This window comes from Chitinophaga sp. 22308, from assembly GCF_052045305.1.
Classification (GTDB): domain Bacteria; phylum Bacteroidota; class Bacteroidia; order Chitinophagales; family Chitinophagaceae; genus Chitinophaga; species Chitinophaga varians_A.
In genome coordinates, this window is the sequence record NZ_JBQEOP010000003.1 from 1,000,027 (window position 1) to 1,023,797 (window position 23,771).

At 49.4% G+C, this 23,771-nt stretch carries 16 protein-coding genes and 4 tRNA genes; 5 read left to right on the plus strand and 15 right to left on the minus strand.

Features of this window, described 5'->3' with window-relative positions; genetic code table 11:
• Positions 1-4 precede the first annotated feature (4 nt).
• Together ACTJJS_RS15935 and ACTJJS_RS15940 are read right to left on the minus strand one after the other, a co-directional pair.
• Entirely contained in the window at positions 5-862 is an 858-nt protein-coding gene (locus ACTJJS_RS15935; protein WP_440664432.1) for an RNA polymerase sigma-70 factor, read from the minus strand.
• Positions 859-1,437, minus strand: coding sequence for a carboxymuconolactone decarboxylase family protein (locus ACTJJS_RS15940; protein ID WP_440664433.1), 579 nt, complete (start codon positions 1,435-1,437; stop codon positions 859-861). The genes ACTJJS_RS15935 and ACTJJS_RS15940 overlap by 4 nt, the downstream gene beginning before the upstream one ends.
• Before the next feature lie 127 nt (positions 1,438-1,564).
• Between ACTJJS_RS15940 and ACTJJS_RS15945 the strand changes: the two genes are divergently transcribed.
• Positions 1,565-1,637 (plus strand) — tRNA-Gly (locus tag ACTJJS_RS15945).
• An 11-nt stretch (positions 1,638-1,648) separates the two neighbouring features.
• On the opposite strand, the gene ACTJJS_RS15950 is transcribed toward ACTJJS_RS15945, so the two are convergent.
• Positions 1,649-2,422: a DUF6438 domain-containing protein gene (locus tag ACTJJS_RS15950; protein WP_440664435.1), complete on the minus strand. Its 774-nt coding sequence runs from the start codon at positions 2,420-2,422 to the stop codon at positions 1,649-1,651.
• Positions 2,423-2,461: 39 nt separating this feature from the next.
• On the opposite strand from ACTJJS_RS15950, the gene pth2 reads away from it, so the two are divergent.
• Positions 2,462-2,857, plus strand: a complete 396-nt coding sequence (gene pth2, locus ACTJJS_RS15955) for an aminoacyl-tRNA hydrolase (RefSeq protein ID WP_168870682.1) — start codon at positions 2,462-2,464, stop codon at positions 2,855-2,857.
• On the opposite strand, the gene recB is transcribed toward pth2, so the two are convergent.
• The 8 genes from recB to ACTJJS_RS15995 form a co-directional block, all read right to left on the minus strand.
• Positions 2,854-6,267, minus strand: a complete 3,414-nt coding sequence (gene recB / locus ACTJJS_RS15960; RefSeq protein ID WP_440664436.1) for an exodeoxyribonuclease V subunit beta — start codon at positions 6,265-6,267, stop codon at positions 2,854-2,856. The genes pth2 and recB overlap by 4 nt on opposite strands.
• A gap of 3 nt (positions 6,268-6,270) precedes the next feature.
• Complete coding sequence (recC, locus tag ACTJJS_RS15965) at positions 6,271-9,477, minus strand: exodeoxyribonuclease V subunit gamma (protein ID WP_440664437.1); 3,207 nt, start codon at positions 9,475-9,477, stop codon at positions 6,271-6,273.
• Between the two features lie 2 nt (positions 9,478-9,479).
• A complete protein-coding gene (recD, locus tag ACTJJS_RS15970) occupies positions 9,480-11,309 on the minus strand; it encodes an exodeoxyribonuclease V subunit alpha (RefSeq protein ID WP_440664438.1) in 1,830 nt (609 codons plus the stop codon).
• 100 nt (positions 11,310-11,409) lie between these two features.
• Positions 11,410-11,616: a YwbE family protein gene (locus ACTJJS_RS15975; RefSeq protein WP_078669488.1), complete on the minus strand. Its 207-nt coding sequence runs from the start codon at positions 11,614-11,616 to the stop codon at positions 11,410-11,412.
• A 51-nt stretch (positions 11,617-11,667) separates the two neighbouring features.
• A complete protein-coding gene (locus ACTJJS_RS15980) occupies positions 11,668-12,762 on the minus strand; it encodes a slipin family protein (RefSeq protein WP_440664439.1) in 1,095 nt (364 codons plus the stop codon).
• Between the two features lie 540 nt (positions 12,763-13,302).
• Positions 13,303-13,389: transfer RNA gene (locus ACTJJS_RS15985), tRNA-Tyr, on the minus strand.
• A gap of 4 nt (positions 13,390-13,393) precedes the next feature.
• Positions 13,394-13,466: transfer RNA gene (locus ACTJJS_RS15990), tRNA-His, on the minus strand.
• An 11-nt stretch (positions 13,467-13,477) separates the two neighbouring features.
• Positions 13,478-13,550, minus strand: a tRNA-Ile gene (locus tag ACTJJS_RS15995).
• Positions 13,551-14,487: 937 nt separating this feature from the next.
• On the opposite strand from ACTJJS_RS15995, the gene ACTJJS_RS16000 reads away from it, so the two are divergent.
• Positions 14,488-14,763 carry a hypothetical protein gene (locus ACTJJS_RS16000; protein WP_168870678.1) on the plus strand — a complete coding sequence of 92 codons (276 nt, stop codon included), beginning with the start codon at positions 14,488-14,490 and terminating at the stop codon, positions 14,761-14,763.
• 50 nt (positions 14,764-14,813) lie between these two features.
• Here ACTJJS_RS16000 and ACTJJS_RS16005 read toward each other — a convergent pair whose 3' ends face one another.
• A complete protein-coding gene (locus tag ACTJJS_RS16005; RefSeq protein ID WP_440664440.1) occupies positions 14,814-15,161 on the minus strand; it encodes a ribonuclease E inhibitor RraB in 348 nt (115 codons plus the stop codon).
• 363 nt (positions 15,162-15,524) lie between these two features.
• On the minus strand, positions 15,525-17,378 hold the full coding sequence (locus ACTJJS_RS16010; RefSeq protein WP_440664441.1) for an ABC transporter ATP-binding protein: 1,854 nt from the start codon (positions 17,376-17,378) through the stop codon (positions 15,525-15,527).
• Between the two features lie 284 nt (positions 17,379-17,662).
• On the opposite strand from ACTJJS_RS16010, the gene ACTJJS_RS16015 reads away from it, so the two are divergent.
• Together ACTJJS_RS16015 and ACTJJS_RS16020 are read left to right on the plus strand one after the other, a co-directional pair.
• Positions 17,663-18,886: a glycosyltransferase family 87 protein gene (locus ACTJJS_RS16015; RefSeq protein WP_440664442.1), complete on the plus strand. Its 1,224-nt coding sequence runs from the start codon at positions 17,663-17,665 to the stop codon at positions 18,884-18,886.
• 148 nt (positions 18,887-19,034) lie between these two features.
• Positions 19,035-21,326 carry a GH92 family glycosyl hydrolase gene (locus ACTJJS_RS16020; protein ID WP_440664443.1) on the plus strand — a complete coding sequence of 764 codons (2,292 nt, stop codon included), beginning with the start codon at positions 19,035-19,037 and terminating at the stop codon, positions 21,324-21,326.
• Positions 21,327-21,391: 65 nt separating this feature from the next.
• On the opposite strand, the gene ACTJJS_RS16025 is transcribed toward ACTJJS_RS16020, so the two are convergent.
• Positions 21,392-22,480 carry a family 10 glycosylhydrolase gene (locus tag ACTJJS_RS16025; RefSeq protein WP_440664444.1) on the minus strand — a complete coding sequence of 363 codons (1,089 nt, stop codon included), beginning with the start codon at positions 22,478-22,480 and terminating at the stop codon, positions 21,392-21,394.
• A gap of 5 nt (positions 22,481-22,485) precedes the next feature.
• Entirely contained in the window at positions 22,486-23,622 is a 1,137-nt protein-coding gene (locus ACTJJS_RS16030; RefSeq protein ID WP_440664445.1) for a carbohydrate-binding family 9-like protein, read from the minus strand.
• Positions 23,623-23,771 lie beyond the last annotated feature (149 nt).

Below are 23,771 nucleotides of genomic sequence, written 5' to 3' on the forward strand. Positions count from 1 at the left end.
TGCATTATCGGGAAAGCTCCACCAACCTGTCCAGCCGCGTCAGTTTCCTGGGGTTGGCAACTGCATAGATCCGGGTTATCAGCCCGTCTTTCACTTCAAAGCTCACTGCGGCGGTGGCGCCATCGATGTCAATACGGGCACCAGGTTCGCCGTTAAGCCACACGCAGGTTGCTGATACCTGCCGGTTGGGCTGCACCAGCAATCCGGCTATGCGCGCAGCGCCATGTACCGGCGCTTTGGCAGCAGGTACCAGCCCGCCACCATCGGCTGTCAGGACTACATCCGGGGCTAATACTTCCATCAGTTGCTGCAGCTGCCCGGTTTGCAGGGCGGAAAGAAAACGTTCTACAACGGCCCGTTGCTCTGTTTGACTGACCTGTTTCCGCGATTGCCTGGCCGCCACATGTTGCCGCGCCCTGCTGGCAATCTGCCTGACAGCGGCAACAGACTTCCCGATGGCTTCGGCAATTTCGCCATGCGGCATACCGAAGACATCGTGAAGTATGAAGACCGCCCGCTCCGTTGGTCCCAGTGTTTCGAGTACGATCAGCATCGCCATAGAGATGTTTTGCTTCAGTTCAAAGTCCCCGCCCATATCAGCGCTTGTCAGCAACGGTTCCGGGAGCCACTCGCCCACATATTCCTCGCGGCGGCGTGACAAGGTGCGCATGTGATTAAGCGCCACCCGGGTGACGGTCCTGACCAGGTAGGCCCGCGGATCATGTACCTGCGTTTGATCGGCATTAGACCATCGCAGCCAGGCTTCCTGTACCACATCTTCTGCATCTGCGGCGGAACCTAACATCTCATAAGCCACAGTGAATATCAGGCTGCGATGTATGATGAACGGGTCTTTGGTCATAATTTGGATATTAGGCCGGTTTTCCCGACACGGTTAGCCAGTGGGATCTCGCAGGAGTCGGCATATCCCTGCGACTTGATGCCATGGGCGGTATTAATCCTGGAAGCGAAATTGGCAAAGCCAATAAGGGCGGTGAGTTCCACCAGCGCTGCCGGGCCAAGCTGCCGCAGCAGGCTCGCTGCCAGCTCGTCGGTCACGGTCGTTGGCGTATTGGTCATGGCTTCGGCGTATTCCAGTACTTCCCGTTCCAGCGGGTCGAATACGTCCGATTCCCGCCAGCAGGGCACCTGGCTGGCCTTCACCGGGTCCAGCTGCTGGTTTTGCGCCATGAAATAATTGATGTCAAGGCACCAGCTGCAGCCAATCTGTGCGGCAACAGCCATATGGGCAAATGTTTTGAGGCGTTCGTCAACTGTTTTCCACTGACCTGCTTTATGCCCGAATTCGAGGCTGGCTTCTGCTACTGGAGGGTTGTGCCATGCTACCTCCACCGGCTCGGGCACAGCACCAACCTGTAAAATCATATTTTCCCTGAGATCGGCAGGGAGCGCTGCTTTTGGAATACGTAGTGCCATAATGTTATTGGTTTAACAAGAAGACACCTGAAGTATGGCGAATGTGACAGGATTTTTTGTAAATCGGCGTAAAAAATTTTTTTGCTTTTGGTTCAGTCCGGATTTTTTTTAACTTTAGTAAATACCTGCGGAAGTAGCTCACCTGGTAGAGCGACAGCTTCCCAAGCTGTAGGTAGCGGGTTCGAGTCCCGTCTTCCGCTCTATCTTCCTGTCAGGGATTTACTAACGTGAATGGGTGCCCGCTCTTCTGTAAAGGAACCTTGGCCGGCAGGTCCATTAAATACTTCAGTAATTGGTCCATTACCAGAGGAAGTTCATAGTTATTAATAAACTGTCGTTTATTATTATACCATACCACCACGGTATATCTTGGAACATCGTATATCCGCTGCTCCCATGTTTTTAGCTTGTCCAGCGCCGAGATGCTCAGTAAATACTGTAGCTGCTTATATGCGCTATCTGATAGCTTACTCGTATAATGTCCCGTCTTAACTGCGTAATATCCTCCTATAAATTTCATCTGCTTGTTTTTATATACCAGAAACTCCATCGCCGGACATTTGCCATAACAATTAGTCGATTTAAAATACAGGCTGTCAAAACGAATGGTATCGGTAGCAGTGAGTGTTTGGCTTTTATAATACAACACTGGCTGACCCTTTACCATTCTGATAGCGCTGGAATCAACAGGTACCAGCACCAGGCTGTCTGATGTCAGCCGCTTGATCCGAAACTGAGGGTTACCGGTATTTCTATAGCCGATATTAGACCCGGTGGGTTGTAGGTGTAAAGTATCTCCCTTTATGTTGTAAACCATGTTTATGTGGTATCTGCCCAAAAAATCAAATACACAATGGGAGGAGTCAAACGCCACATATGCCAGTTCAGGCCCTACCCAGGCCTTTTGTAATGAGGAGGGGCCGGACTGGGCTGCCACTGTGGAAGGCAGTATTAACAATAGCAGTAATAGGGTCCGTATACGCATAAGGGTTACATTTACAGTAATATTATAAAAAAAAATTTCATGGCATCGAGAATTGTCAAACAAGTTATTGTCATGCGCAAAGACCTGAACATGCGGAAGGGAAAAATGATTGCGCAGGGAGCCCACGCCTCTATTGCTTTTTTGACCCGCGAAGCGAGTATAGAAGGAAATACTTTGCAGACCCATCTCCGCAATCCGGAAGAAGTGCAGGAATGGTTCACCAAAGGGTTTACCAAGATCTGTCTGTCGGTGGATTCGGAAGAAGAATTGCTCCGCGTGTATCAGCAGGCGGTGGAAGACGGGCTGAATGCCACCCTGATCACCGACTCTGGGCTGACGGAATTTGGCGGGGTGCCTACCAAAACCTGCTGCGCTATCGGTCCTAACCTGAATACAGAAATTGACAGGATCACCAAAGACCTGAAGCTGCTTTAGTACCGGTGGCTTTTGGCCGTCAGCATGTCTTCTATGAAAGTGATCGTGTCAAGGTCGGGCCGGGCGGTAAAGATGCCATAGTTGCCATTGTTGCGGATACCGCGGACAAAACAGTAGATCACGCCGCCAAAGTGCTTCTGGTAGTCGAAATCAGGCAGTCTGCTTTCCAGGTATTTCTTCACGGCCACGGTATAGATCAGGTATTGCAAGTGGTAGTTGTTGTCGTTCATGGCGGCTGCCAGCGCTGCTGGGGCATAGTCTTCCACATGGCCTCCCAGGTAGTTGGACTTCCAGTCGAGGATGTAATACCGGTGATGATGTTCGAAAAACAGGTCGATCTTACCGTTCATAATACCTTCCAGCTCCTGGTTCCTGTCTTCCGAAAAACGTTTAACCGTTATTGTTAGATCGTTGTCGGAGAGCGTATTCAGCATATTGGCGCGGAACAGCGGCACCGGGAAGTCAAATTCCAGTTCGGCGAGGCGTTTGTTCCTGCCCACAGAGGCCAGTTGGAAACTCGTTTTACCTACCTTGATCTGGGTGTGCATCACGTGCTGTAGCAGTTCCTGTAACATAGGCAGGTAAAGCTCTTCCTGCCCCGGTACAAAACGGGCGATAGCTTCATTGACCCAGTATTCCCATTGACTGTCATCGGAGAAATTAATGTTCTCAAAGAGGAAGTGCAGCAGATTCCCCGTTTTAGCGCCTTTGCGCAGGGTGTTGAATATAAAGTTATCATATTCGTTTTCCTGTTGAGCGCTGCGGATACGGGGCTTCTGCTCCGGTTTGGCGGCCAGCATGGTGTAACTCATCTTGCGCCAGTTCTCCTCCCGGAGAAAGAAAGACACCGGCGCATTGCCTGCATTACGATTGGGCGCCAGCTTGCTTTTGCGGTACCGTTGTTCCGGTTCCTGCGGCAGGGTATCTTTTGTTTCTATGAGCAACGGGTCCGGCGGGTAATGCCGGAAGGCGTCCATGAATTTGGTGAACGAAGACTTGTTATTACTGGTGTTATTAAACAGGTAACATTTATACACCGCGCGGGTGATGGCAACATAGATCAACCGGCGGTCTTCCTGTTCCTGCTGCCGTTGCTGCGCCGCTTTTTGTTCGGGAGAAACCCTTTTAGCCTCAGCATTGATATAATCTCCGGTGTCAGGGTCGCGGAAGCTGAGGTAATCACTGTCAGCATTCCTGAAATCCAGGTAAGGTGCCAGTACTATCCGGTAATCGAGGCCTTTGCTTTTGTGAATGGTAACGATATTCACGGCTTCTTCATCACTTTCTACACGTTGCGTGTACTCATCCCCTTCTACCGGCATACCGTCGATGCCGCGTTTCAGCCAGGAAATCAGGTCCCGCATAGAGAGGTTCTTGCGGTTCTGTACCTGGTGTACCAGCTCTGCCAGCTGATAGAGATTGGTGATGGCGCGTTCGCCGTTTTTGGAGTGGTCGCCCAGCAGTACGCCGCGTACGCCAAAGTCGGCAATGAACGTCATCAGCGCAGTATAGGCGCCGTTTTCCTGCCACAGGGCATGGTAGTGTCCAAAACGGGTAAGCGCTATTTCGTCGTCGAGGTTCAGGATGTCCTGTACGCTGAAGCCGGTAAAGGGCGACAACAGTGCCCGGTTAATGGTGGAACGCTCAGGCGTTTCCATGGCCTCTAGCAGGTACAATACATCAAGCGCTTCGGCGGTATTCAGCACTTTCGTATCGTCGATGGTCACTGCCGGAATACCCAGCTGTGCCAGCTTTTGTTTGATGTCCCGGCCTTCTTTGCCGGTACGTACCAGGATACCAATATCTGACGGGGTGATTTCCTGTGTTTTGTCTTTAACGATTTTATATGCCGGGTCCAGCAGCAGTTGCGCTACCTGCGCGGCCACTGCGCCGGCGATGGTGTCCTTGTTTTTACAATTGAAAATGGTGATGGGCACCTCTTTTCTATCGTTGTAATACAGAAAGCCTTTGCTGCTTTCTTCGGGGGCCATCACATCGATGTATTGAATACTGTCTTTCTCACCGGCAAATTCAAATGTATCAAAACCGGGCGTGGGCTTGAAGAAAGCATTCATGGCCGCAATCAGGTTCTCCGATGAACGATAGTTATGGTTCATATCGTAGAGATGCTGTACGCTGTTGCGGGCATCGAAGTAGGTGAAGATGTCGGCTTTCCGCCAGGCGTAAATACTTTGTTTGGGGTCGCCGATGTAGAACAGGATGGTGTTTTCGCCGAAGGCCCGGTTGAAGATTTCATACTGCTGGCGGTCGGTGTCCTGGAATTCATCCACAAACACGGCTTTATATTTGTTTTGCAGCGAGGCTATCAGGCCGGGATTGTCTTTTTGAACTAAAGCCTGGTTCAGGTGACTGATCAGGTCGTCGTAGTTCAGCATGTTGCTATGCTGTTTGTAGGCTTTTACGCCTTCGGCGACTTCCTGGATTGCCAGACAGTTCAGTTGACGGCGAAGGGCATCAATATGTTCGCTGATCATCTCCCCGAAAGCATCCTGTGCGTCTATCAGCTCCAGTATCTCCGGAAAAAGTTCTTTGATATAACCGGAAGACCTTCTTTTTTGGATGATCCCGGCGAATTCAACAGGATTGTCAATCTTCGGCAGGATATCTTTTTTAGCATTGGCCTTGGTGTTACAGGCGGCAATCAGCGCTTCCCTGTTTTGCAGAATGTAATCATGCAGCGCTGTTTCTGCAGCAGTTTGTTGCTGACGGATATTGTCCAGCTCTTCCAGCCAGCTTTGCTGTTGGGCAGCGGTGATGTAATAGCGCTCCCGTGGTTGGTATCCCAGGTATTTTTTTCCGCTGAGATGCTCCTGTAATACTTTTTGTATATCGGTACGCATGCTTTCGCGCCACAGCATCTGTAGGATGACAGGGTGCAGCGTGGTGACATGTGTGCGCCAGAATTTATTCAGCTCGTTTTCGATGATAGGTGTGGTGTCGGGAACCATTTCTGCGCCGAAAAGCTGGTCTGTCTCAAATGCAAACTCATTGAGCGTTTGCTGGCAGAAGCTATGGATGGTGAGTACCGAAGTTTCGTCTAGCAGCAGCACGGCATCCCGCAGCCGGTGGTTGACTTCAATGGCGCCCCATTGGTCAACAGCCTGCAATACCAGGTGAACGATAGTGTCGTCATCTACGGGATTGCCGAAGCTCACGGTATAAGCCTTGCGGATGAAGAGCCGGATACGGTCTTCCAGCTCGGCTACTGCCGCTTTGGTAAACGTCACCATCAGGATATCTTTCACCGATAGTTGTTTTTCCAGGATAAGACGCAGCACCAGCACCGCGATGGAATATGTCTTCCCCGTGCCGGCACTGGCTTCTATCAGGTTACTCCCTTCCAGTGGTACTTCAGTCGCTACGAAATGTTGATATCTGTTCTCCGTCATCGTTTACTCATAATATTCAGGAAAAATTTCAGCCAGCGGCACAATAAGCTGTTCACATAATCTTTTGTAATCAGCCAGTACTGTCTCATCGCTGAAAAATCCTTTTTCATATTCCTGGAGGATATAATTATCGTTACAAGGGAACTGATAATTATTCAGTTTTTTCTCCACCAGCTCATCAAATGCTTTGCTGTCAAGATCCGGAAGATCTTTAGGCTGGGTGCCGAAATCAGGGTAAAAAGGAACGATTTTTTCAAATCCTGATTTATATATTTTCATCAACTCGCTTAAACGGCTATACGCCATTTCTTTTGAGATCTTTGTTGCCTGAAAAATAGCTTCTTTTTTAGCGCCGGAGATATACTGCATCCCCTGCACGGTGCCGGTGGCAATACCGGCGAGGTAGCGCACATAGGCTTCTACCATGTACTTGGTCTCGTTCTTTGACCAGGATATTTGTATGAGCTGGTCATTGTAAATGTTATTGATGGTGCCTTTGAGCAGGGTGCCATCGATAGTTGTTTCAAAAGAGGCTTTCTGCTCAATGGCTCCCTGGGTGGCATTTTCATACAGGGTACGCACGGGATGTACCCGCTCTTCTACTTGCTGGATGGCCACAAACGCCATATTGTTAAGTGGCAGCTGTCCTTTTTTAACCAGTCTTTTTTGTAAAATACGTTTATCCGCTTCCGTTACCGGCAGCAGCTGATTTTTAATGCTCCATTGCTGGAGGTTATCGAGGCTGAACAGCTCCGTGTCGCTCAGCAGGATTTGTTCGTCGTTATAGTAGATGCCCAATACCTTGTTGTAATAGGCTTTGAATGGGTTCTTGAAGAAGCTGACCAGCTCGTCGAGGTTTATTTCCCCGAAAATGATCGGATCGATTTTTTTTTGTTGGTTGATGACCGCCTTTCCTGTGTCCTGGTGACTGTTCAGGTAACTGTACAGGCGATCGTTGCCCATGCTGTATTTGCGGCTGAAACCCTGTAGTGGCTGTTGTGTGATCAGCATGTCCCGCACTTTCTCTGCGCCGTCTTTTACGCCGGAGATAATGTAGTCTACCAGCTCATCCACCAGTGCGGAAGGTGGCAGTGGCGTATTGTCTTTGGCGTTGCGGCCTACATAGCTGATGTAGAGATATTGCTGAGCAGACAACACTGTTTCGAGGAAAAGGTGTTTATCGTTTTCTTTTACGTTACGGTCTCCGCGCTGCCATTGTTTTTCCATCAGGTTGAAGCTCGACTTGATTTCCCGGCGGGGGAACTTGTCGAAGTTCAGTCCCATGAGCGCTACTACTTTAAAAGGAATACTACGCATAGGGATCAACGAACAGAAGGTAATGCCGCCGTTGACGAACAGGCCGGCGCGGGTGGAGCCGGTCAACGCCTGCAGCAGGCTGTGGCTGAACACTTCAAAGGCTACCGGTTCCTGCATGTAGTCATTCAGGGAATGGTAGTCGGTCAGTTGTTTGATCAGCGCGTTATAATCTTCATCTACTTCTTCCTGCTGTTCAAACACTAGGCTGTGGACTACCTGTTCGGTATATTTCACCCAGTCGGCGATACTGCGGAGTTTCTTTCTCTCTTCGATAGCAGCCATTAGTACTTCCGCAAAATGGCAGAAGCGGATGGTTTCATGAGCGTCGCTGCCTTCCTGCACGTCCAGCGGGAAAAAGCTGTCGTCGCCGTAGCCGTATTCTTCTTCCCCGCTCATACAGATGCCGTACATGATACGTTGTATACCGTAACGCCAACTGACAAAATGGGTCTCTTCTGATTTTTTTCCTTCGATACCGAAGCGGATATTGGCTGCTTCTACGATGCTTCTGAGATGCACCGGATCATTCAGCCCGAAACGGTTACGGATATAGGAAAAGTCCAGCAGCTGCATCACCGCCTCTGCGGTGAAGTTGTCTTCATTGATGGTCAGCAGTGCGTAAAGGGCGTTGAAGAGGTTGTCGTTGTCGGTATAACTTTCATCCGCAATAGTGTAGCGAAACTTATACGGTGCGTTATTGAACACTGCCTTGATGTAGGGAGCGTACGCATCAATGTCACTCACCATGACTACAATATCACGGGGAGAAAGATATTCCTGGCGCTGGTCCACAAGGTGAACGAGGTAGTTGTAAAGCACCTCCACTTCCCGGGCAATGGTATAGCAGGAATTGATGGTAATGGAGCCGTCCTGTACATCTTCGAGGCTAAGCAGATGGCGGTGATCTGTGGCAGCACTGAAGATATCGTGTTGTACTTTATGCAGCAGCGAGTCTGGTATCGGTTCTTCGATGCCTATTTCCTCAAAGGCGTTAATGAATGCATCGTATTGGAAAAACAGGCCGAAAGTGTTTTGTATCACGCGGCCCCAGCCGGTGAGCAGCGCGTTGCCTACGTTACGCGGATCGCTGGATTTCTGTTCTTCCAGTCCTTTCTGTCGCCAGCGGGCCAGTTGTTTTTCGCTTTTATCATCAAACCAATACACCACTGGTGCAGGATTGATGATATGAAAGTGAATATCTATATAAGATGACAGCTCATGGAGGATCTTGATGTGGTAGGCCGTGATAATCGACAGGCCGAAAAGGTGCACTGCCGGCATTTTGGTGGACAGGCCTGCGTGCGGCCCTTTATAGAAAAGGGTTTCGAGGATATAGTTGCCTACCAGTGTTTTGTCCGGCAGGGCGTTGCCGGAAACGGCTTTCACCTTGGCCCAGAGCCAGGCTTGCCATTCATCGTCTTTTAGTAGATCGGGGTTGGCCTGGCTCCACTCTTTGATCATCTCCGGGCGGTATACCTGGTACTGGTCGAATAAGTCGGCCACTTTTTCGGCCAGGCCCATGCGTTTCAGTTCGCTCTCTCCTTCTCCTTCGTTGAAATAGGTGGCTACTTCGGGATACTTCCCTGCAAACTCAGGTTCCCCCATTAGTTTAAACAGCAGCCAGCTCAGGTTCTGCGGGGAGAGCACCTGTGTGAAGGGGCCGCCCAGCAGCAGGTACAGGTGAAAAAGCAGGTCATTGGGTTTCATGAACCGGCAGTTGGCTGCGATGCCCATTTTATAGGCCAGCTGCAGCTTCAGCCAGTTGTTCATCCCTTCCGTCTGGGTGATGATATAATGTGGCTGGAACACGCCGTTGCCGGCGGCCTTCAGGTCGTCTGAAAGGCCGCTGGCCAGACTATTGAGCGAATTCGAAACCTTGAGATATATAGCCATGTTTAATTTCCTGTTTTGACATCGGCTGCCTGCGCCAGGAAGCGGGCGGCAATGCCGGAGGCCCTGGCCACAAAACGTTCTGCAGCGGCGAGGATGACATCCGCGGAGCCCTGCACGTATACTTTGTTCCGTGCGCGACTGACCGCGGTATATAACAGTTCCCTTGTCAGGATGGGTACATCGGCCGCATCCGGGAGCACTACCAGTACCTGACCGAATTCTGAACCCTGGCTTTTGTGAATGGTCATCGCAAAAGCTGTTTCCGCCAGGGTGAGATAACCGGGCAGTACGCCCTTCAGTTCTCCGTTGCTGTCTTCAAACCAGGCCATCAGCACGCCATTCTCATCAGGACGGATGATGCCGGTATCACCATTAAACAACCCGTGTTCATAATAGTTGCGGGTAAGAATAATCGGGCGGTTTTCGTAGAACTCCGCGGTGATCCTGATTTTGCCGTGGTCATGGAGATATCGTTCTATGTCGCGGTTGATGGCGTAGAGGCCTTGTGCCCCTTCCCTTACCGCCACGAGCACACGCTGATCGTTGAGCTTACGGAGGGCGTTGCGGGTATCTGGTTCGTTGATGAACGATTCATATCCCGAGATGAATTTATGGAACAAAGTCACATCGCAGGATTGGTCGATGATCACCTGATCGTCGGCGCCGGCGGCAAAGAAGCTGCGGATAGCCGGTTGATCGTTCCTGATCAGCGCCTTACTGAACTTGCCAATACCGGTGTGACCGGTAAAGCGGTGACTGCGGCGCAGTTCCACCAGGTGTTCAAACAGCGGGTGCCGTGAATTTGTTTGTGCCTGTGTCGCTGGTATTTTACGTTGGTCATCGAAGATGAACCGGTTAATCAGCTGTAGCCGCTCATGAGAGAACATGTTCAGTTTCTCCTGCGCCTGGCACAGATCTCCGAACAGGCTGCCTGCCTCTACGGAGGCCAGCTGGTCCTTATCGCCCAGCAGGATGAGGCGTGTCTGCGGATGGATCGCGTCCAGCAGTTTAGCGAAGAGGGCCACATCTATCATAGAGCACTCATCGATGATGACAACATCATAGGTGAGTGGATTTTTTTTGTTATACCGGAAATACGGACTGTTTTTGATGGACTTGAGCAACCGGTGGATAGTCGACGGGCTCAGTTCCTGGAATTTCTCCGCAATAGCCGCATCTACCGGGATATTGGTGTTCCGTAAGCTTTCCGCCATCCTGGCTGCGGCTTTTCCGGTAGGTGCGGCCAGCGCCACTTTAAGGGCAGGGTCGGTAGCGTACAGGATGGCCAGCAGTTTGGCCACGGTGGTGGTTTTACCTGTACCGGGGCCGCCGGTGATGATGGTGAAGTTATTCAACACACCGGTGATGGCTGCTGCCAGCTGCCAGTCGGCCGGATCATCGCCGTCGCGCAGGTTACTACCGGCAGGAAACAGTAGCCGGACCAGTTCCTGTTGTTGCTCCAGCAGCGCTGTTCTTTCGGGCAGCAGTGTTTTCTCGGCCGCGAGGAAGTCGTTGATATGCTGCAGGAAGCTGGTTTCGTAGCGGTAGTACCGTTGCAGGTACAGTCTGTTTTGAAACAATACGAACGGCTGTGAATCGTTGCCATTTTTTCCGACCAGCGGGATGGTGGCCAGCGTGGCGGCCCCGTTTTCCTGGAGTTGGTAGAATCCTGGCAGATTTTCCTGTTCTTCGCTGATGGTGTCGAGATCGAGGCAGATATGTCCCTCACTGAGCTTTTTAGACAACAGGTAAGCATACGGCTTCAGTACCGGCACTTCGAAGTACTCGGCAAACTGCTGGTGAACATCATTGAGGGTGGTTATATTTCGCATGTAAATTTCGCACTCTGGAAACGTCGTCAAAGTACGACTTTTCTGCGTGATGGGGAATGCCCTGTCACCTGATAATTGGTATATATATGTAGTGGAAATGTCAGTCTTCTTCCGTGACATTGATTTCGGCCACGCGGCCAACCTGGCCGTCTTCCAGGCGGACTTTAATACCGCGGGAATGGAAGGGCGCGGAAGTGAGTATGTCCTGAACGATGCCGTAGGTGCGTTTGCCGGTACGCTGATCTTTTTTAAGGATGATCGCTACTTCCAGGCCTGGGTAAATATCGTTTCGGTTACGTCCGTGCATAGTTGAAAAAATTAGAAAAGGGTCAACTGCAAAGTTAACTCTTTTCTGATTTTATTTGCTGATGAAGAGCTGCCGGAGCTGATCTATCAGTACACCGTTGCCGGAAACGCTGATGTTGTTGATTTTCTCCGCGATTTTCTCCACATATTCCATTTCTTTCAGCTTGAACAGCATGGGATTGTCCTCCATCAGTTTGGCGGTATTGAGCAGGCTGCGGGTGCTGGCGGTTTCTTCCCTTCTCATGATGATATTGGCCTGCGCTTTTTTCTCCGCTACCAGTACCTGGTTCATGATGTCTTTCACGTCGCCCGGCAGGATGATGTCCCGGATGCCGAAGCTGGTGATGGTGACGCCCAATGCCTCCGCATTTTTGCTGACAGCCTCCAGTACGAAGGTGGACAGCGCGTCTTTTTTCTCCATCAGCTCATCGAAGCCAAGGCCCGCGATGTATTCCCGCAGTGCCAGCTGGAAAAGGACATACAACTGTTTTTCATGGTCCTTGTTGAGCAGCATCGCTTTTTCGATGTTGTCTACCCGGTACTGTGCCCAGGCGTTGGTCCGCAGTGCAGCCTTGTCTTTGGTCAGGATTTCCTGTCCGTTGATCTCCAGCTGGCGCTGTCTCATGTCCACCTTGCTGACCAGGACAGGGATATCATTCTTCCACCAGTAGTAGGTACCGTGAGAGAGGGTGATTTCGTATTTCCCATCGATCAGCAGCACTGCCTTTTCGTAGTTCTCCACCACGGTGGACCTTACGAAAGGCGCTACCAGTTTATGGTTCAGCGTGGCTCGGTCTATATTCTCCGTAATGTTCACTTTGCTGATGTCGGCCCTTACGAATTTGTATTCGATCAGGTTTTTCCAGAAAGTGTACCTTCCGGTAGTAAGCACTTTTTTCAGTAAACCGTTCTCGTACAGCAATACGATCTCCGTTTCTTTTACGTCGATGACGTGCAGCGCCTCGGCGAGTGCTGCATCCTGCAGGAGAATGTTGAGTTCTACCGGTGCGGTGAAAGCAGTATTGATGTCATACACTTTCACATCTTCGCCAAACAGCCAGTAGCTGCCGGCTTTCAGCATGCGTTGGTATACGCCTCTTTTGAAGACGAGACCAATTTCATACGCATTGATGAGTACCCTTTTCATTTCTTTTTGTTTTTGGGGCGGATGAAATAATAAGCCAGAGAAATGTGACCTTCCCGTTTTCACGGAAACGGCTTTCACTTCGTGTGTTCGTATCTGTTATGGCGGAAGGAAAGTAACAAAGTGATACGAATGACACGGATATATACAGCCGTTTGCTGGTGTCCACCGGATGTGCCGTTGCGCCCTTTTGACGCGATGGCGTGGGCAAATAGCCCTGACTTTTTGATGGTGCACTTTTTAATGAAGATGTGCGCTTCTGAAGGATCCCAAGTCCTTTGCCTGACCATCGGCTTACCTCTTTCGAGGTGGGAATCGAACCCGTTGTTTTCTATTGCTCTACCAGATGAGCTACTGATTTTTCAGATCAGAGAGGAATCGAACCTCTTACCCATAGATTAAAACACAGGAAACAAATGATGCCGCAACAGCATACAACCAGTTACTACCGTTGCACTGCGGGGCTATGTGAAACCCACGCCTGGTTTGCGTATACAACTGTCCTTGCTTCTTTGTCAAAGAAGAATTTAAGGCTGACAGCCCTGGTGCGAGTGGCAGGATTCGAACCTGCTAAGCCGGAAGGCGATGGTTTTACAGACCATTGCGATACGCCGTCATCGCAGCACTCACATAAGGGGTAAAGGCGGGAATCGAACCCTGATCCTCCGATCCACAATCGGATGTTCTGCCGTTGAACTACCTTACCCGTTTTTTCTTGTAGGCCAGACTGGATTTGAACCAGTACCACACTGCGTATAAGGCAGCCGCTCTCACCGTTGAGCTACAGGCCGGACTTTTGGGGCAACAAAAAAACCGGTCATTTTGCAACGACCGGTTTCAGATTACTTTTGCACGATGATACGTGCAGGGGTTTACCGAAGTCGTTGTCGTTTTGGGGCATAATACTGCTTACGGCCTATTGGCTGTATACTAAAATGAATATGATATAGTGTTGACTGCTTCATGATTTTATAAATTAAAAAAGCCCTGCAATCTCTTGCAGGGCTTGTGTTATATCGAATTCGTTGATTCAACTATTCTGTAGCATAACATGCCCCGCAATCCGTACGGCCTATATAGCCTAACGCGATGAACTTTTGTGTATGTGTATACTTTGGATGCATGTTTATGATTTTTTTAACGATGCAAAGATGGAGAAAATATTTTAATATCTCCAAAATATTTTTTTAATCCTGATAAGAAGTTTGATTGTTTTGTCATTTGTAATACTTTGTGGTACTACGTTTCATGTAATTTGAGAAATTTTATATTATATAACGTCATAGTATAAACGTTATTTTAATATAGAGTGTATTAGATGAAATGATAGATCGTGGATCAATAAAATGGACACTGAACTCACGCCTAATTGAGTGACAGGACATCTTGTTATTGGTTCCTCTAATCGTACCGGATGGAATTGAAACGCTTTTAGATGAGGGTCTTTTAAACTGCCAAAGAAGTTTTAATAGTACTTGTGGAATTGAATATTACGGACACGGAGTGTACAGTGTCATCCGTTTTCATATTTGTCAATCAGAGCTTGGAATAAATTTAATGACGTTTAAAATTTATTAATTCGAATGAGTTTGATTATTATACTTTAACAGTAATAACATTAATTGTATGTTAATTTAATTAATGTGAAATCCATTGTTTCTTCTTGCCTATTGATTCCCGATTTTCCCTTAAATTTATATCACGTTTTTAACCCAAAAAGTAACACCAATGTACATCTACAGAACACTCCATCATCCGGAAGGATGGAAAGGTCTGGCCGAATTTGAAATCCGGGACAACCAGATCTTCACTACTGTTCATCATGCCAGCGGAACGCATACGCAACCCTGGTTTGAAATCTCCAATGATAAGGTTTATCCGACGGTGTACCACCCTAGCGGACGCAGTTCTTTCCCTTGGTTTGAAATCAATGGGAGCGCGGTGAAAACGTCGGTACATCATCCGAAAGGAGTACAGGGATTGCCGTGGTATAAGATACAGTAGGTGTCCTAATGAATAAGAGGTGTTTTTAAGCACCTCTTATTCTATAATATCTATACCTCCGCTTCCCAACCGTCAAATTCTACATCAAGCTCCACACACAACGTGCTGACGGTGGTAATGATATCTATGATGGCTTTTTTTTTGAACTTTGTCTCATATTCAATATCCAGTGAGAATTCGCCTTCGTCTTCATACAGGTCTTCTTCTGTGAAACCAAGGTTAAGCAGCCGGCTTTCCAGCATTTTTAACTTATTTTCTTCGGGGGAAAAAAAGTAGAACAGTAAAAGCAATTCACTTCCTTCTCTTTTACCTTTCTTTTCGAGGGTACTTAAAATACCGTCAATGTTTTCAAGTTGTTCGGTTACAACTTCCTTTATCAGAACTTCCTTGTCTATCATAGCTGAATAGTTATTTGCCTGCTATTTAAATGTTGCATTTTGTGGCTTGCCATACCCTGGGAGTAGTAGTTTATCCAGGTACTCAGGGTCACGGAAAGTATTCCAGGGAATAATACCCAGGTACATCTCCAGCAGCATGGCACCGGGCTGTGAAACTTTTAATTGTTTACGTACAGCATCCTGGCTGATACCAAAAATTGGTAATCAACTTTCTGTAGAATTATCCTATGGAATACTCAGTGAATATACCGCTTTTTTGTATTAAAATAATGATCCTGATTTCGTGGAAAACCAATTCTGTAGCTGAAAATGAAGTGGCGCGACTGATTTAAGGTTAGGGTGCCAAACAAAAAATACGTATAACTACTTATACCCCGCCGCCTGTAATTCAAACAACTCAGCATATTTCCCCCTCCTCTCCAGCAGTTCTTCATGGCTTCCTATTTCCGCGAGTTGTCCTTTCTCCAGCACCAGTATACGGTTGGCCATGCGCACGGTAGAGAACCGGTGTGATATCAGCACGGCGGTCTTGTCACGGGTCAGGTCTGCGAAGCGGAGGAACACGTTGTATTCTGCGCGGGCATCCAGGGCGGAGGTGGGCTCGTCGAGTATGAGCAGCTGTGCGTCTTTCATATAGGCGCGGGCGAGGGCTATTTTCTGCCATTCACCACCGGAGAGGTCTATGCCCTGATTGAAACGACGGCCGAGCATCTGCTCATAGCCAAGCGGCATTTTCGCGATGAGGGGTTCAGCAAGACTTTGCCGCGCGGCGTCCTGGATGAGGTCCTGGTCGTGGCTGTGGGTAATATTGCCGACGGCGATATTCTGGGAGACGGTCATCTGGTACCGTTGATAATCCTGGAAGATAACGCCTACCTGTGTACGCAGTTCGGAGAGATCGTATTCCCGCAGGTCTACGCCATCGAGGAGGATACGGCCTTCTACGGGGTCATAGAGGCGTGCCAGCAGCTTGACCAGCGTCGTTTTTCCAGCACCGTTTTCTCCTACCAGGGCCAGTTTTTCTCCGGCATGGAGGGTAAAGTTCAGGTGACGGATAGCCCATTTATCGGAGTTATGGTATTTGAAGCCTACGTCTTCAAAGGTGAAACCCTGTTGGATAGGATGTGGAAATGGCCGCGGATGCTGCGGTGAGCGCATCTGCGGTTGTATCTCGAAGAAATCGAAGAGGTCTTTCAGGTACATGGCGCCTTGTGTTACGCTGGAGAAGCGGATCAGGATGCCCTGGAAGGTGGTGCGCAGCTGACGAAAGGAACCGGCGAGGAAAGCGAGACTGCCGATGCTCAGGACGCCGATGACCGTCTGCAGGATGATGATCACATAGGCGGCATAGTAGCCGGCGCTGCCCAGCAGGGCGAACAGCGTGCCCCAGACGGCATGGCGTGATTCGAGGTTCTTTTTATCGTTGTAGAACTTATCGGAGATCACACGAAAGCGCTGTATCAAAAAATCAGACAGGTCGAAGACTTTCACTTCTTTGGCGGTTTCATCGCTGGCGCCAAGGTAGCGGATATAGTCCAGCTCACGGCGATCGGATGTCTGGCCCCAGGTGAGCCGGTAATGAAGATGGTTAAAGTGGGACTCATTCAGGAAAGCAGGGATGACAGCGACAAGCAGGAGCAATATCAGCCACGGATTAAATACGATCAGGCCGGCGGCCAGAAAGCCCATGGTGATAAGGTCCTGCACCTGGCTGAATACCTGCGACAACAGGATGGTACGGCCAATGGTCTGTTGACGGGCACGTTCCAGCTTGTCATAAAACTCGGAATCTTCAAACTGGTCCAGGTCCAGTGATGCGGCATGTTCCATGATCTTCACAGAGGTATGATTGGCTACCAGGTCGCCTAACAGGCTGTCAATAAGGGTGATGGCCCGGCTGAGGGCATCTGAAAGGATGGCCAGCCCAAATTCCAGGGCTACCAGCTGCCATAACAGGTGCGTATTATGATGGGCGGGGTCTTTACTGATCAGTACTACTTCGTCGATGATGAGTTTACCAACATACAGGAGGGAAAGCGGCATGGCGGATTGCGCAATGCGAAGGACCCCGTTGCCAATCGTCAGGCTCCGGTTGGTCTGCCATACCATCCGGAAAAATGCAGGTATATTGCTGAGGGCGGCCAGTCTTTCGCGAAAAGTCATTTTATCTTCTGCTGCCCTTGTACGTTTCTTATGAGTGGTGCCATACTTATTCATGGTATTAATTTACGGAAAAATGCCATGCGAAACCGGTGACCAATTCCCTATATTTGCTGCGGAGAATGCAAAATCCAGGTTCTATATGGTAATATTTTTTGTTCTTGTTGTGGCCGCGGCCGTTTTGGTGACCGCCGGCGCGGTAACCGCCATTAATCAGCAGTCCGCTAAGTGGGCTTCTTTTGAAGATTAATTACTTCCTTACTTTCAGAATTGCCGTCTCCCAATAGGGGGATGCGGCTTTTTGCTGCGTCATATCAGCACATAGAGCATTTAGACCTACGATGAATCACACAGCTGTACAAAGCAAACGAAACCTGCTGACTTATTTGGGCGAAAAGGAATGGTTGATCATGTTCCTTTGGTTTGGACTGGCTTTTATTGGTGCTATTACGGAAATATCCCGCGGTAATATCAATAACTTCCTCATTTTCAAGAATGTATTCTTTCACCTGATACACCAGCAACCCCTGTACATCGAGTATCCGCAGGAATACTACGATGTAAACCTGTATGGACCTGTGTTCAGCCTGGTCATTGCTCCTTTTGCCGGACTGGAAACGAAGGTAGGCGCGCTGTTGTGGGCCATGACCGGCGCCGGCGTATTGTATTATGCCATCCGCCAGCTGCCGCTGAACAGATTACAACAAAATATCATTCTGCTGTTATGTACGCAGGAGCTGATGGGGGCCAGTGGCTGGTTTCAGATGAACCAGTTCATTGGGGCTTTTATTATTCTCACCTTCGCCAGTATTGTGAAAGGCAAGGATATGCTGGCAGCCTTTCTGATAGTACTGGGCACTTTAACGAAGATTTACGGTATCGTAGGACTGGCATTCTTCTTTTTCAGCGGTAACCCCAGGCGGCTGATTGGAGGGCTGTTCCTGTGGGGTGCTATACTGTTCGCAGCACCAATGCTGCTTTCCAGCCCGCAATATGTTGTCAACAGTTACTTTGAATGGTATGGTGCCCTGGTGCATAAAAATGCGCTGAATGAGGCTGTCACCACCACTTTCCAGAATATTTCCGCCGGAGGGTTTATTCAGCGGGTGCTTCATCTGCCGGCGTTGGATAATATGTACATCCTGGTGCCGGCGGTTTTGATTTTCCTGTCACAATACCTACGACTGCCCTACCGCTACAATTCCCGGTACCGGTTGTATATACTGTGTTCTGTGCTGATGTTCCCAGTGTTATTCAGCAGCAGCTCGGAATCACCGACTTACATTATCGCTATACCGGCTATCTGTATCTGGTATGTAATGCAGCCCGCTACGCGTGCGAATAATATATTCCTGTTTTTCGCTATCCTGCTTGTGAGCTTCTCCCACTCCGATGTGGTGACGCCCTGGGTGCGTAAAAACCTGGCTGTGCCTTATGCTTTGAAAGCCCTACCCTGTCTGGTTCTTTGGCTGATGATCGCCTGGGAGATTTTTACCAAACAGTTCCTGAAGAAGCCGGCCAAGCCCGAAGCGGCGCCGGTACTGGCGCCTGCAGGTCAACTTTAACAACAACGCTTTTATAACAGTGGAAGGCCGGTATGATTGCCGGCCTTCCTGATTTTGAGGCATCGCCGTCAATAACCTCCCGTTCACAAAAAAAGTGCTTGAAAAGTTGTCCTGACCGCGTATATTAGCTTGCTAAAAGGATTTAGTTATGAATATGGGATTTAGGATCGGTGGGGCGCTGACCTTGTCAGCCCTGATGCTCAACGGCACGCAGGCATCGGCGCAGGCAAAACAGGCAAAGCCCGCCAAAGGCTTCATCGAAAGCAGATCGGTAGCGGCGGTAGACCCTTACATCGGCTCTGGTGGCCATGGCCACGTATTTGTAGGTGCCAGCGTGCCCTATGGCGCGGTACAGGCAGGCCCCACCAATATTGTTAAAGGATGGGACTGGTGCTCCGGCTATCACTACTCTGATAGTGTTGTCATCGGCTTCTCTCAGATGCACCTGAGCGGCACCGGCATCGGCGACCTTGGCGATGTGCTGATCATGCCCTACACAGGGAAAATCCGCACTAACCGCGGCACCCAGGAAAATCCTGCTTCCGGCTACGGCTCCCATTATTCACATGCCCGCGAAAAAGCCCGCCCGGGATATTACGCGGTAAAACTCGACGACTATAACATCGATGTGGAACTGACAGCCTCCGAAAGGGTAGCGCTGCATAAATATACTTTCCCGAAAAACGAACCGGCCAATATCATCATCGACCTGAAGGAAGGTATCGGCTGGGACGCCCCAGTGGAAACATTCATCCGTAAAGTAGATGACTATACCCTCGAAGGATACCGCTACTCCAAAGGATGGGCGGAAGACCAGCGCGTATGGTTCACCATTAAATCCAATGTGCCGGTAAAACAATTCCAGGTCTTCGAGGGCGATAACAAGCAAACAGGCGTTTCCCTGAAAGGGAAAGCTGTAAAAGGAGTCATCTCCTTTGAAAAATCACCGGGACAGGTAATGCTGAAAGTAGGCATCTCCCCTGTCAGCAGCGCTAATGCATTGGCCAACATCAACGCGGAAATGCAGGGCTGGGACTTCGCCAAAGTGGTGAACAGCGCCAACGCCAAATGGGACAAAGAACTGTCTAAGGTAGATATTCAAACAAAAGATGAAGCGGCCCGCCGCGTATTCTACACCGCACTCTATCATACCATGATAGACCCTGCCCTCTTCAACGATCATGATGGCAGCTACCGCGGTACAGACAAAAAAGTATACCCTAACCCGGGCTTCGATAACTATTCCGTATTCTCCCTGTGGGATATCTACCGCTCTGCCACTCCGTTGAGCACTATCCTGCACCCGGAGAAAGTGAACAGCTTCGTGAACTCCATGATCACTATACACAAACAACAGGGCAAACTGCCGGTGTGGCCGCTCATGGGTAGCGAAACCAACTGTATGGTAGGCTATCATGCAGTGCCTCCTATCGTTGACGCCTATCTTAAAGGATTCACCGGCTTTAATGCAGAAGATGCTTTTGCAGCCATGAAAGCTACTTCCATGCGCGATGACCTCGGTGTTAAATACGTAAAAGAAAGAGGTTATATCCCGGCTGATAAAGAATATGAATCAGTGTCCAAAGCCCTGGAATATGCTATCGATGACTGGTGCATCGCTGCTATGGCTAAAAAAATGGGCAAAACGGAAGACTACGAATACTATAAAAAACGCGCCGCCTACTATAAAAACTACTTCGACAGTACCATTAAGTTTGTACGTCCGCGTATGAGCGACGGCAGCTTTAAAACACCATATGATCCGTTCAACTCTATCCACGAGAAAGGCGACTTCACCGAAGGTAACGGCTGGCAATACACCTGGCTGGTGCCACAGGACGTGGAAGGACTGATCAGCCTGATGGGAGGCGACGAAGCTTTTACCCGCAAACTGGACAGCCTCTTCACAGCGAAGGGAGATATGGGCGCAGAGGCATCCAACGATATCTCCGGCCTGATCGGCATGTATGCTCATGGTAATGAGCCCAGCCATCACGTAACGTACATGTACGCTTTCGCCGGCAACCAGTGGAAAACAGCAGAGAAAGTAAGACAGGTGATGAAGGATTTCTACTTCGACCAGCCGGAAGGCCTTGCCGGTAATGAAGACTGTGGCGCAATGTCTTCCTGGTATGTGTTTTCTTCCCTAGGCTTCTACCCGGTAAATCCCGCCAATGGCGTGTACGTGATGGGGAGTCCGCTGTTTGACAAAGCAACGGTGAAACTGCAGGGCGGTAAAACGTTTACCGTACAAACCATCAACAATAGCAAAGAGAATATTTATATACAGAGCGTTACGCTTAACGGGAAGCCATATACGAAGAGCTTCATCACACACCAGGACCTTGTAAAAGGTGGTACGATGGTGGTGACCATGGGTAACAAACCTAATGTCAATTTTGGTAAAGCGGTTGCAGACAGACCTGCCAACAATCTGTAAGCATACTGCAAAAAAGAAGCGGGCTGTTTAAGAAATTAAACAGCCCGTTTTTTTATGCATTTATTTTATACGCTTTCTCCTAATACCTGTAATACTTCCGGCGTCATGCTGCCGAAAATGGATACTCCTGCTGCTCCATTGTCTATGGCCAGTTTCACGGCTTCGCGCAGATCACCGTAGTTATTATTGAAATCAGGGAGGAACAACCCGGCATACAACGGGAAGGCACCATGCAGGGTTTTTACCCCCTCGGCCACCGCGTCCCCTATCCAGGTGATGTTTTCCCGGTAGAAACCATGGTAGATCATCGGCATAACAGCATTCAACGGCCAGTTGGTCCAGTCCTGCCGTACAATACGTTTGGCAATTTCAGGCGTCGGAAACACAGCGGCGGAAATAGGCTTTTTATGTTGCCGGGCTACCTGCGCCAGATTCTTTACCACGTTGGTGATACGGTCATAGCGGAATTTACGCCAGGAAGGGCTTTGATCAGGATGCTCTATCTCCAGCGGATCTTTGCCATAAGCGGATTTGTAGGCGCTGCGGCAATCCTGGCAATAGCAGAAATCGTACTCCGGTAACTCCTTCGACTGGTCGATGCCGTATTTGCTCCAGAGGTTTACCGGCAGTATCACGTCGCAGAAACGAACATAATCCAGGTGGATACCATCTACATAGTTTTTGGACAGCGCCTGTTCTACCTGCGACTTCAGATAGTTGACCACTTCGGGTTTGCTGGGGCATAACCAGCGGTAGTAATCCACATACGGCGGATGATTGGAGCAGGATTCCCCTTTGCGGTTTACAGCATACCATTCGGGATGACTCGCCAGCAGCTCTTTCTCGCCGCGGTTCATCGTCCACATCCAGCGGTGCGCTTTAATGCCGGCGTCTTTGGCCGCTTTAAAGTGTACTTCGCTGTCTGCCTCAAAGAAAAGGTCCGTGATGCCCGCTTTGCGGTAAGTGGCATAACGTTTTTGCAGATCGGCTGCTTTCTCCTTCGGATCTGGATTGATCCATACCCGGTGCTGTATCCCTATTTTTTCCATGGACTGCGGCTGCCCTGTTGCACCGGCCGCCATCACGGGCAGTGCCGGTTTTGCCAGCGCCAGACTGCCCAGTCCCATTGCTTTGATGAATTTACGTTTATTCATAACCGTTATTTTCTGTTAGTATAGGTACGACCTTCCTGATTAATATAAATCGTACCGTCTAATTTGCCGCCTTTGACGGAGGCGGTAAACTGGGAGCTAATGCCTTCCAGCAGCAGTGTGTAAGTAACGCCATCGGCGGCAGTTTGACTGGCAGGCACTTTCAGCTCTTCAAGGTTGGCGGCAAATTTGCCGTGCTGCTTCTGGTAACGCATCTGCTCATGGAAGACATGCCACAGCAGGCGTTTGGCCGGTTCGGCGACCGGCATCCGGAATGGAGCGGTTGCTTCGCTGGTGGGTTGTGTGCTGAACTGCAGGTATCCCCACCTTTCAGGGGCATGCATGTTGATGATTTCCTGCGGAGACCATACCCAGTTGTTTTCCGGCTTTTTCAGCTTCACATACCGGCCGTCTTTTATATTGGTGTCCCATTCCACCCGGGAAAAATTGATACGCCAGGTGCTGCCATCGGAAGGGCGTTGCACATCGTTGAAGAAACGCAACGCATTAAACGGTATGGCCATTTCCACGGTCCATTCCTGGTCTTTGTCGTTGGGTTGATTGAGGGTGCCGTTAATATGAACGGCGGTCTTAAGTCCTTTAGTATCCCAGTTGAGCAATGCGTTGCCACCATGTCGGTATGGTTTGTTCATAAACAGGTCCATAACAGTATTGTAAGCGTTGATTTCCAGCTCAAAATACTGATGTGTGTCACCATCGGGATCAATAAACACTTCAAAATCATTGTCCTGAAATATGATTGCATCATGCTCTTTAAGAGTGGCCCATATGTGCGGTTCCTGCATCACCGCCGCAATGTAAAGGTAGTGCTGGTCCCACATCATTTTTACGCGGGTGCGAAGCGGTGGCGCGGGTTTGGCATCTCCTTCAATATCGGTGAAATCGTCTGTCCAGGGCACCTGGCTCCACGCTTTTTCCGACAACCGGCCATCAATGGCCACACTGTCGGATGTATGATAACATACATAGTGGCGGGGCGTGCCGGTAAATGGTTTGAAGGCTTCTGAAAAAGTTTGCGCCGATATGTTTTTGATACTGGCACAAGTAGCAAATACCCCAATAATAGCAATGGTAAAAAAGTGCGCGACCGGTTTCCGTCGCTCATGATTAAATGAACGTCCCATTTCTCTATAGCTCCAAAGTTAATTTAGCAATCCAATTCAAAAATATGCTCCCAAGATAGGCAATAGTTCGCGCAATATGTAGGGTGACGGCTTTCAGACAAATAAAAAACCTGACTGGAAAGGAATCCCAATCAGGTTTTTGAAATGTA

Coding starts and splice junctions, on each gene's coding strand:
- ACTJJS_RS15935 (WP_440664432.1), bottom strand. CDS start 862: ATGACCAAAGACCCGTTCATCATACATCGCAGCCTGATATTCACTGTG.
- ACTJJS_RS15940 (WP_440664433.1), bottom strand. CDS start 1,437: ATGGCACTACGTATTCCAAAAGCAGCGCTCCCTGCCGATCTCAGGGAA.
- ACTJJS_RS15950 (WP_440664435.1), bottom strand. CDS start 2,422: ATGCGTATACGGACCCTATTACTGCTATTGTTAATACTGCCTTCCACA.
- pth2 (WP_168870682.1), top strand. CDS start 2,462: ATGGCATCGAGAATTGTCAAACAAGTTATTGTCATGCGCAAAGACCTG.
- recB (WP_440664436.1), bottom strand. CDS start 6,267: ATGACGGAGAACAGATATCAACATTTCGTAGCGACTGAAGTACCACTG.
- recC (WP_440664437.1), bottom strand. CDS start 9,477: ATGGCTATATATCTCAAGGTTTCGAATTCGCTCAATAGTCTGGCCAGC.
- recD (WP_440664438.1), bottom strand. CDS start 11,309: ATGCGAAATATAACCACCCTCAATGATGTTCACCAGCAGTTTGCCGAG.
- ACTJJS_RS15975 (WP_078669488.1), bottom strand. CDS start 11,616: ATGCACGGACGTAACCGAAACGATATTTACCCAGGCCTGGAAGTAGCG.
- ACTJJS_RS15980 (WP_440664439.1), bottom strand. CDS start 12,762: ATGAAAAGGGTACTCATCAATGCGTATGAAATTGGTCTCGTCTTCAAA.
- ACTJJS_RS16000 (WP_168870678.1), top strand. CDS start 14,488: ATGTACATCTACAGAACACTCCATCATCCGGAAGGATGGAAAGGTCTG.
- ACTJJS_RS16005 (WP_440664440.1), bottom strand. CDS start 15,161: ATGATAGACAAGGAAGTTCTGATAAAGGAAGTTGTAACCGAACAACTT.
- ACTJJS_RS16010 (WP_440664441.1), bottom strand. CDS start 17,378: ATGAATAAGTATGGCACCACTCATAAGAAACGTACAAGGGCAGCAGAA.
- ACTJJS_RS16015 (WP_440664442.1), top strand. CDS start 17,663: ATGAATCACACAGCTGTACAAAGCAAACGAAACCTGCTGACTTATTTG.
- ACTJJS_RS16020 (WP_440664443.1), top strand. CDS start 19,035: ATGAATATGGGATTTAGGATCGGTGGGGCGCTGACCTTGTCAGCCCTG.
- ACTJJS_RS16025 (WP_440664444.1), bottom strand. CDS start 22,480: ATGAATAAACGTAAATTCATCAAAGCAATGGGACTGGGCAGTCTGGCG.
- ACTJJS_RS16030 (WP_440664445.1), bottom strand. CDS start 23,622: ATGGGACGTTCATTTAATCATGAGCGACGGAAACCGGTCGCGCACTTT.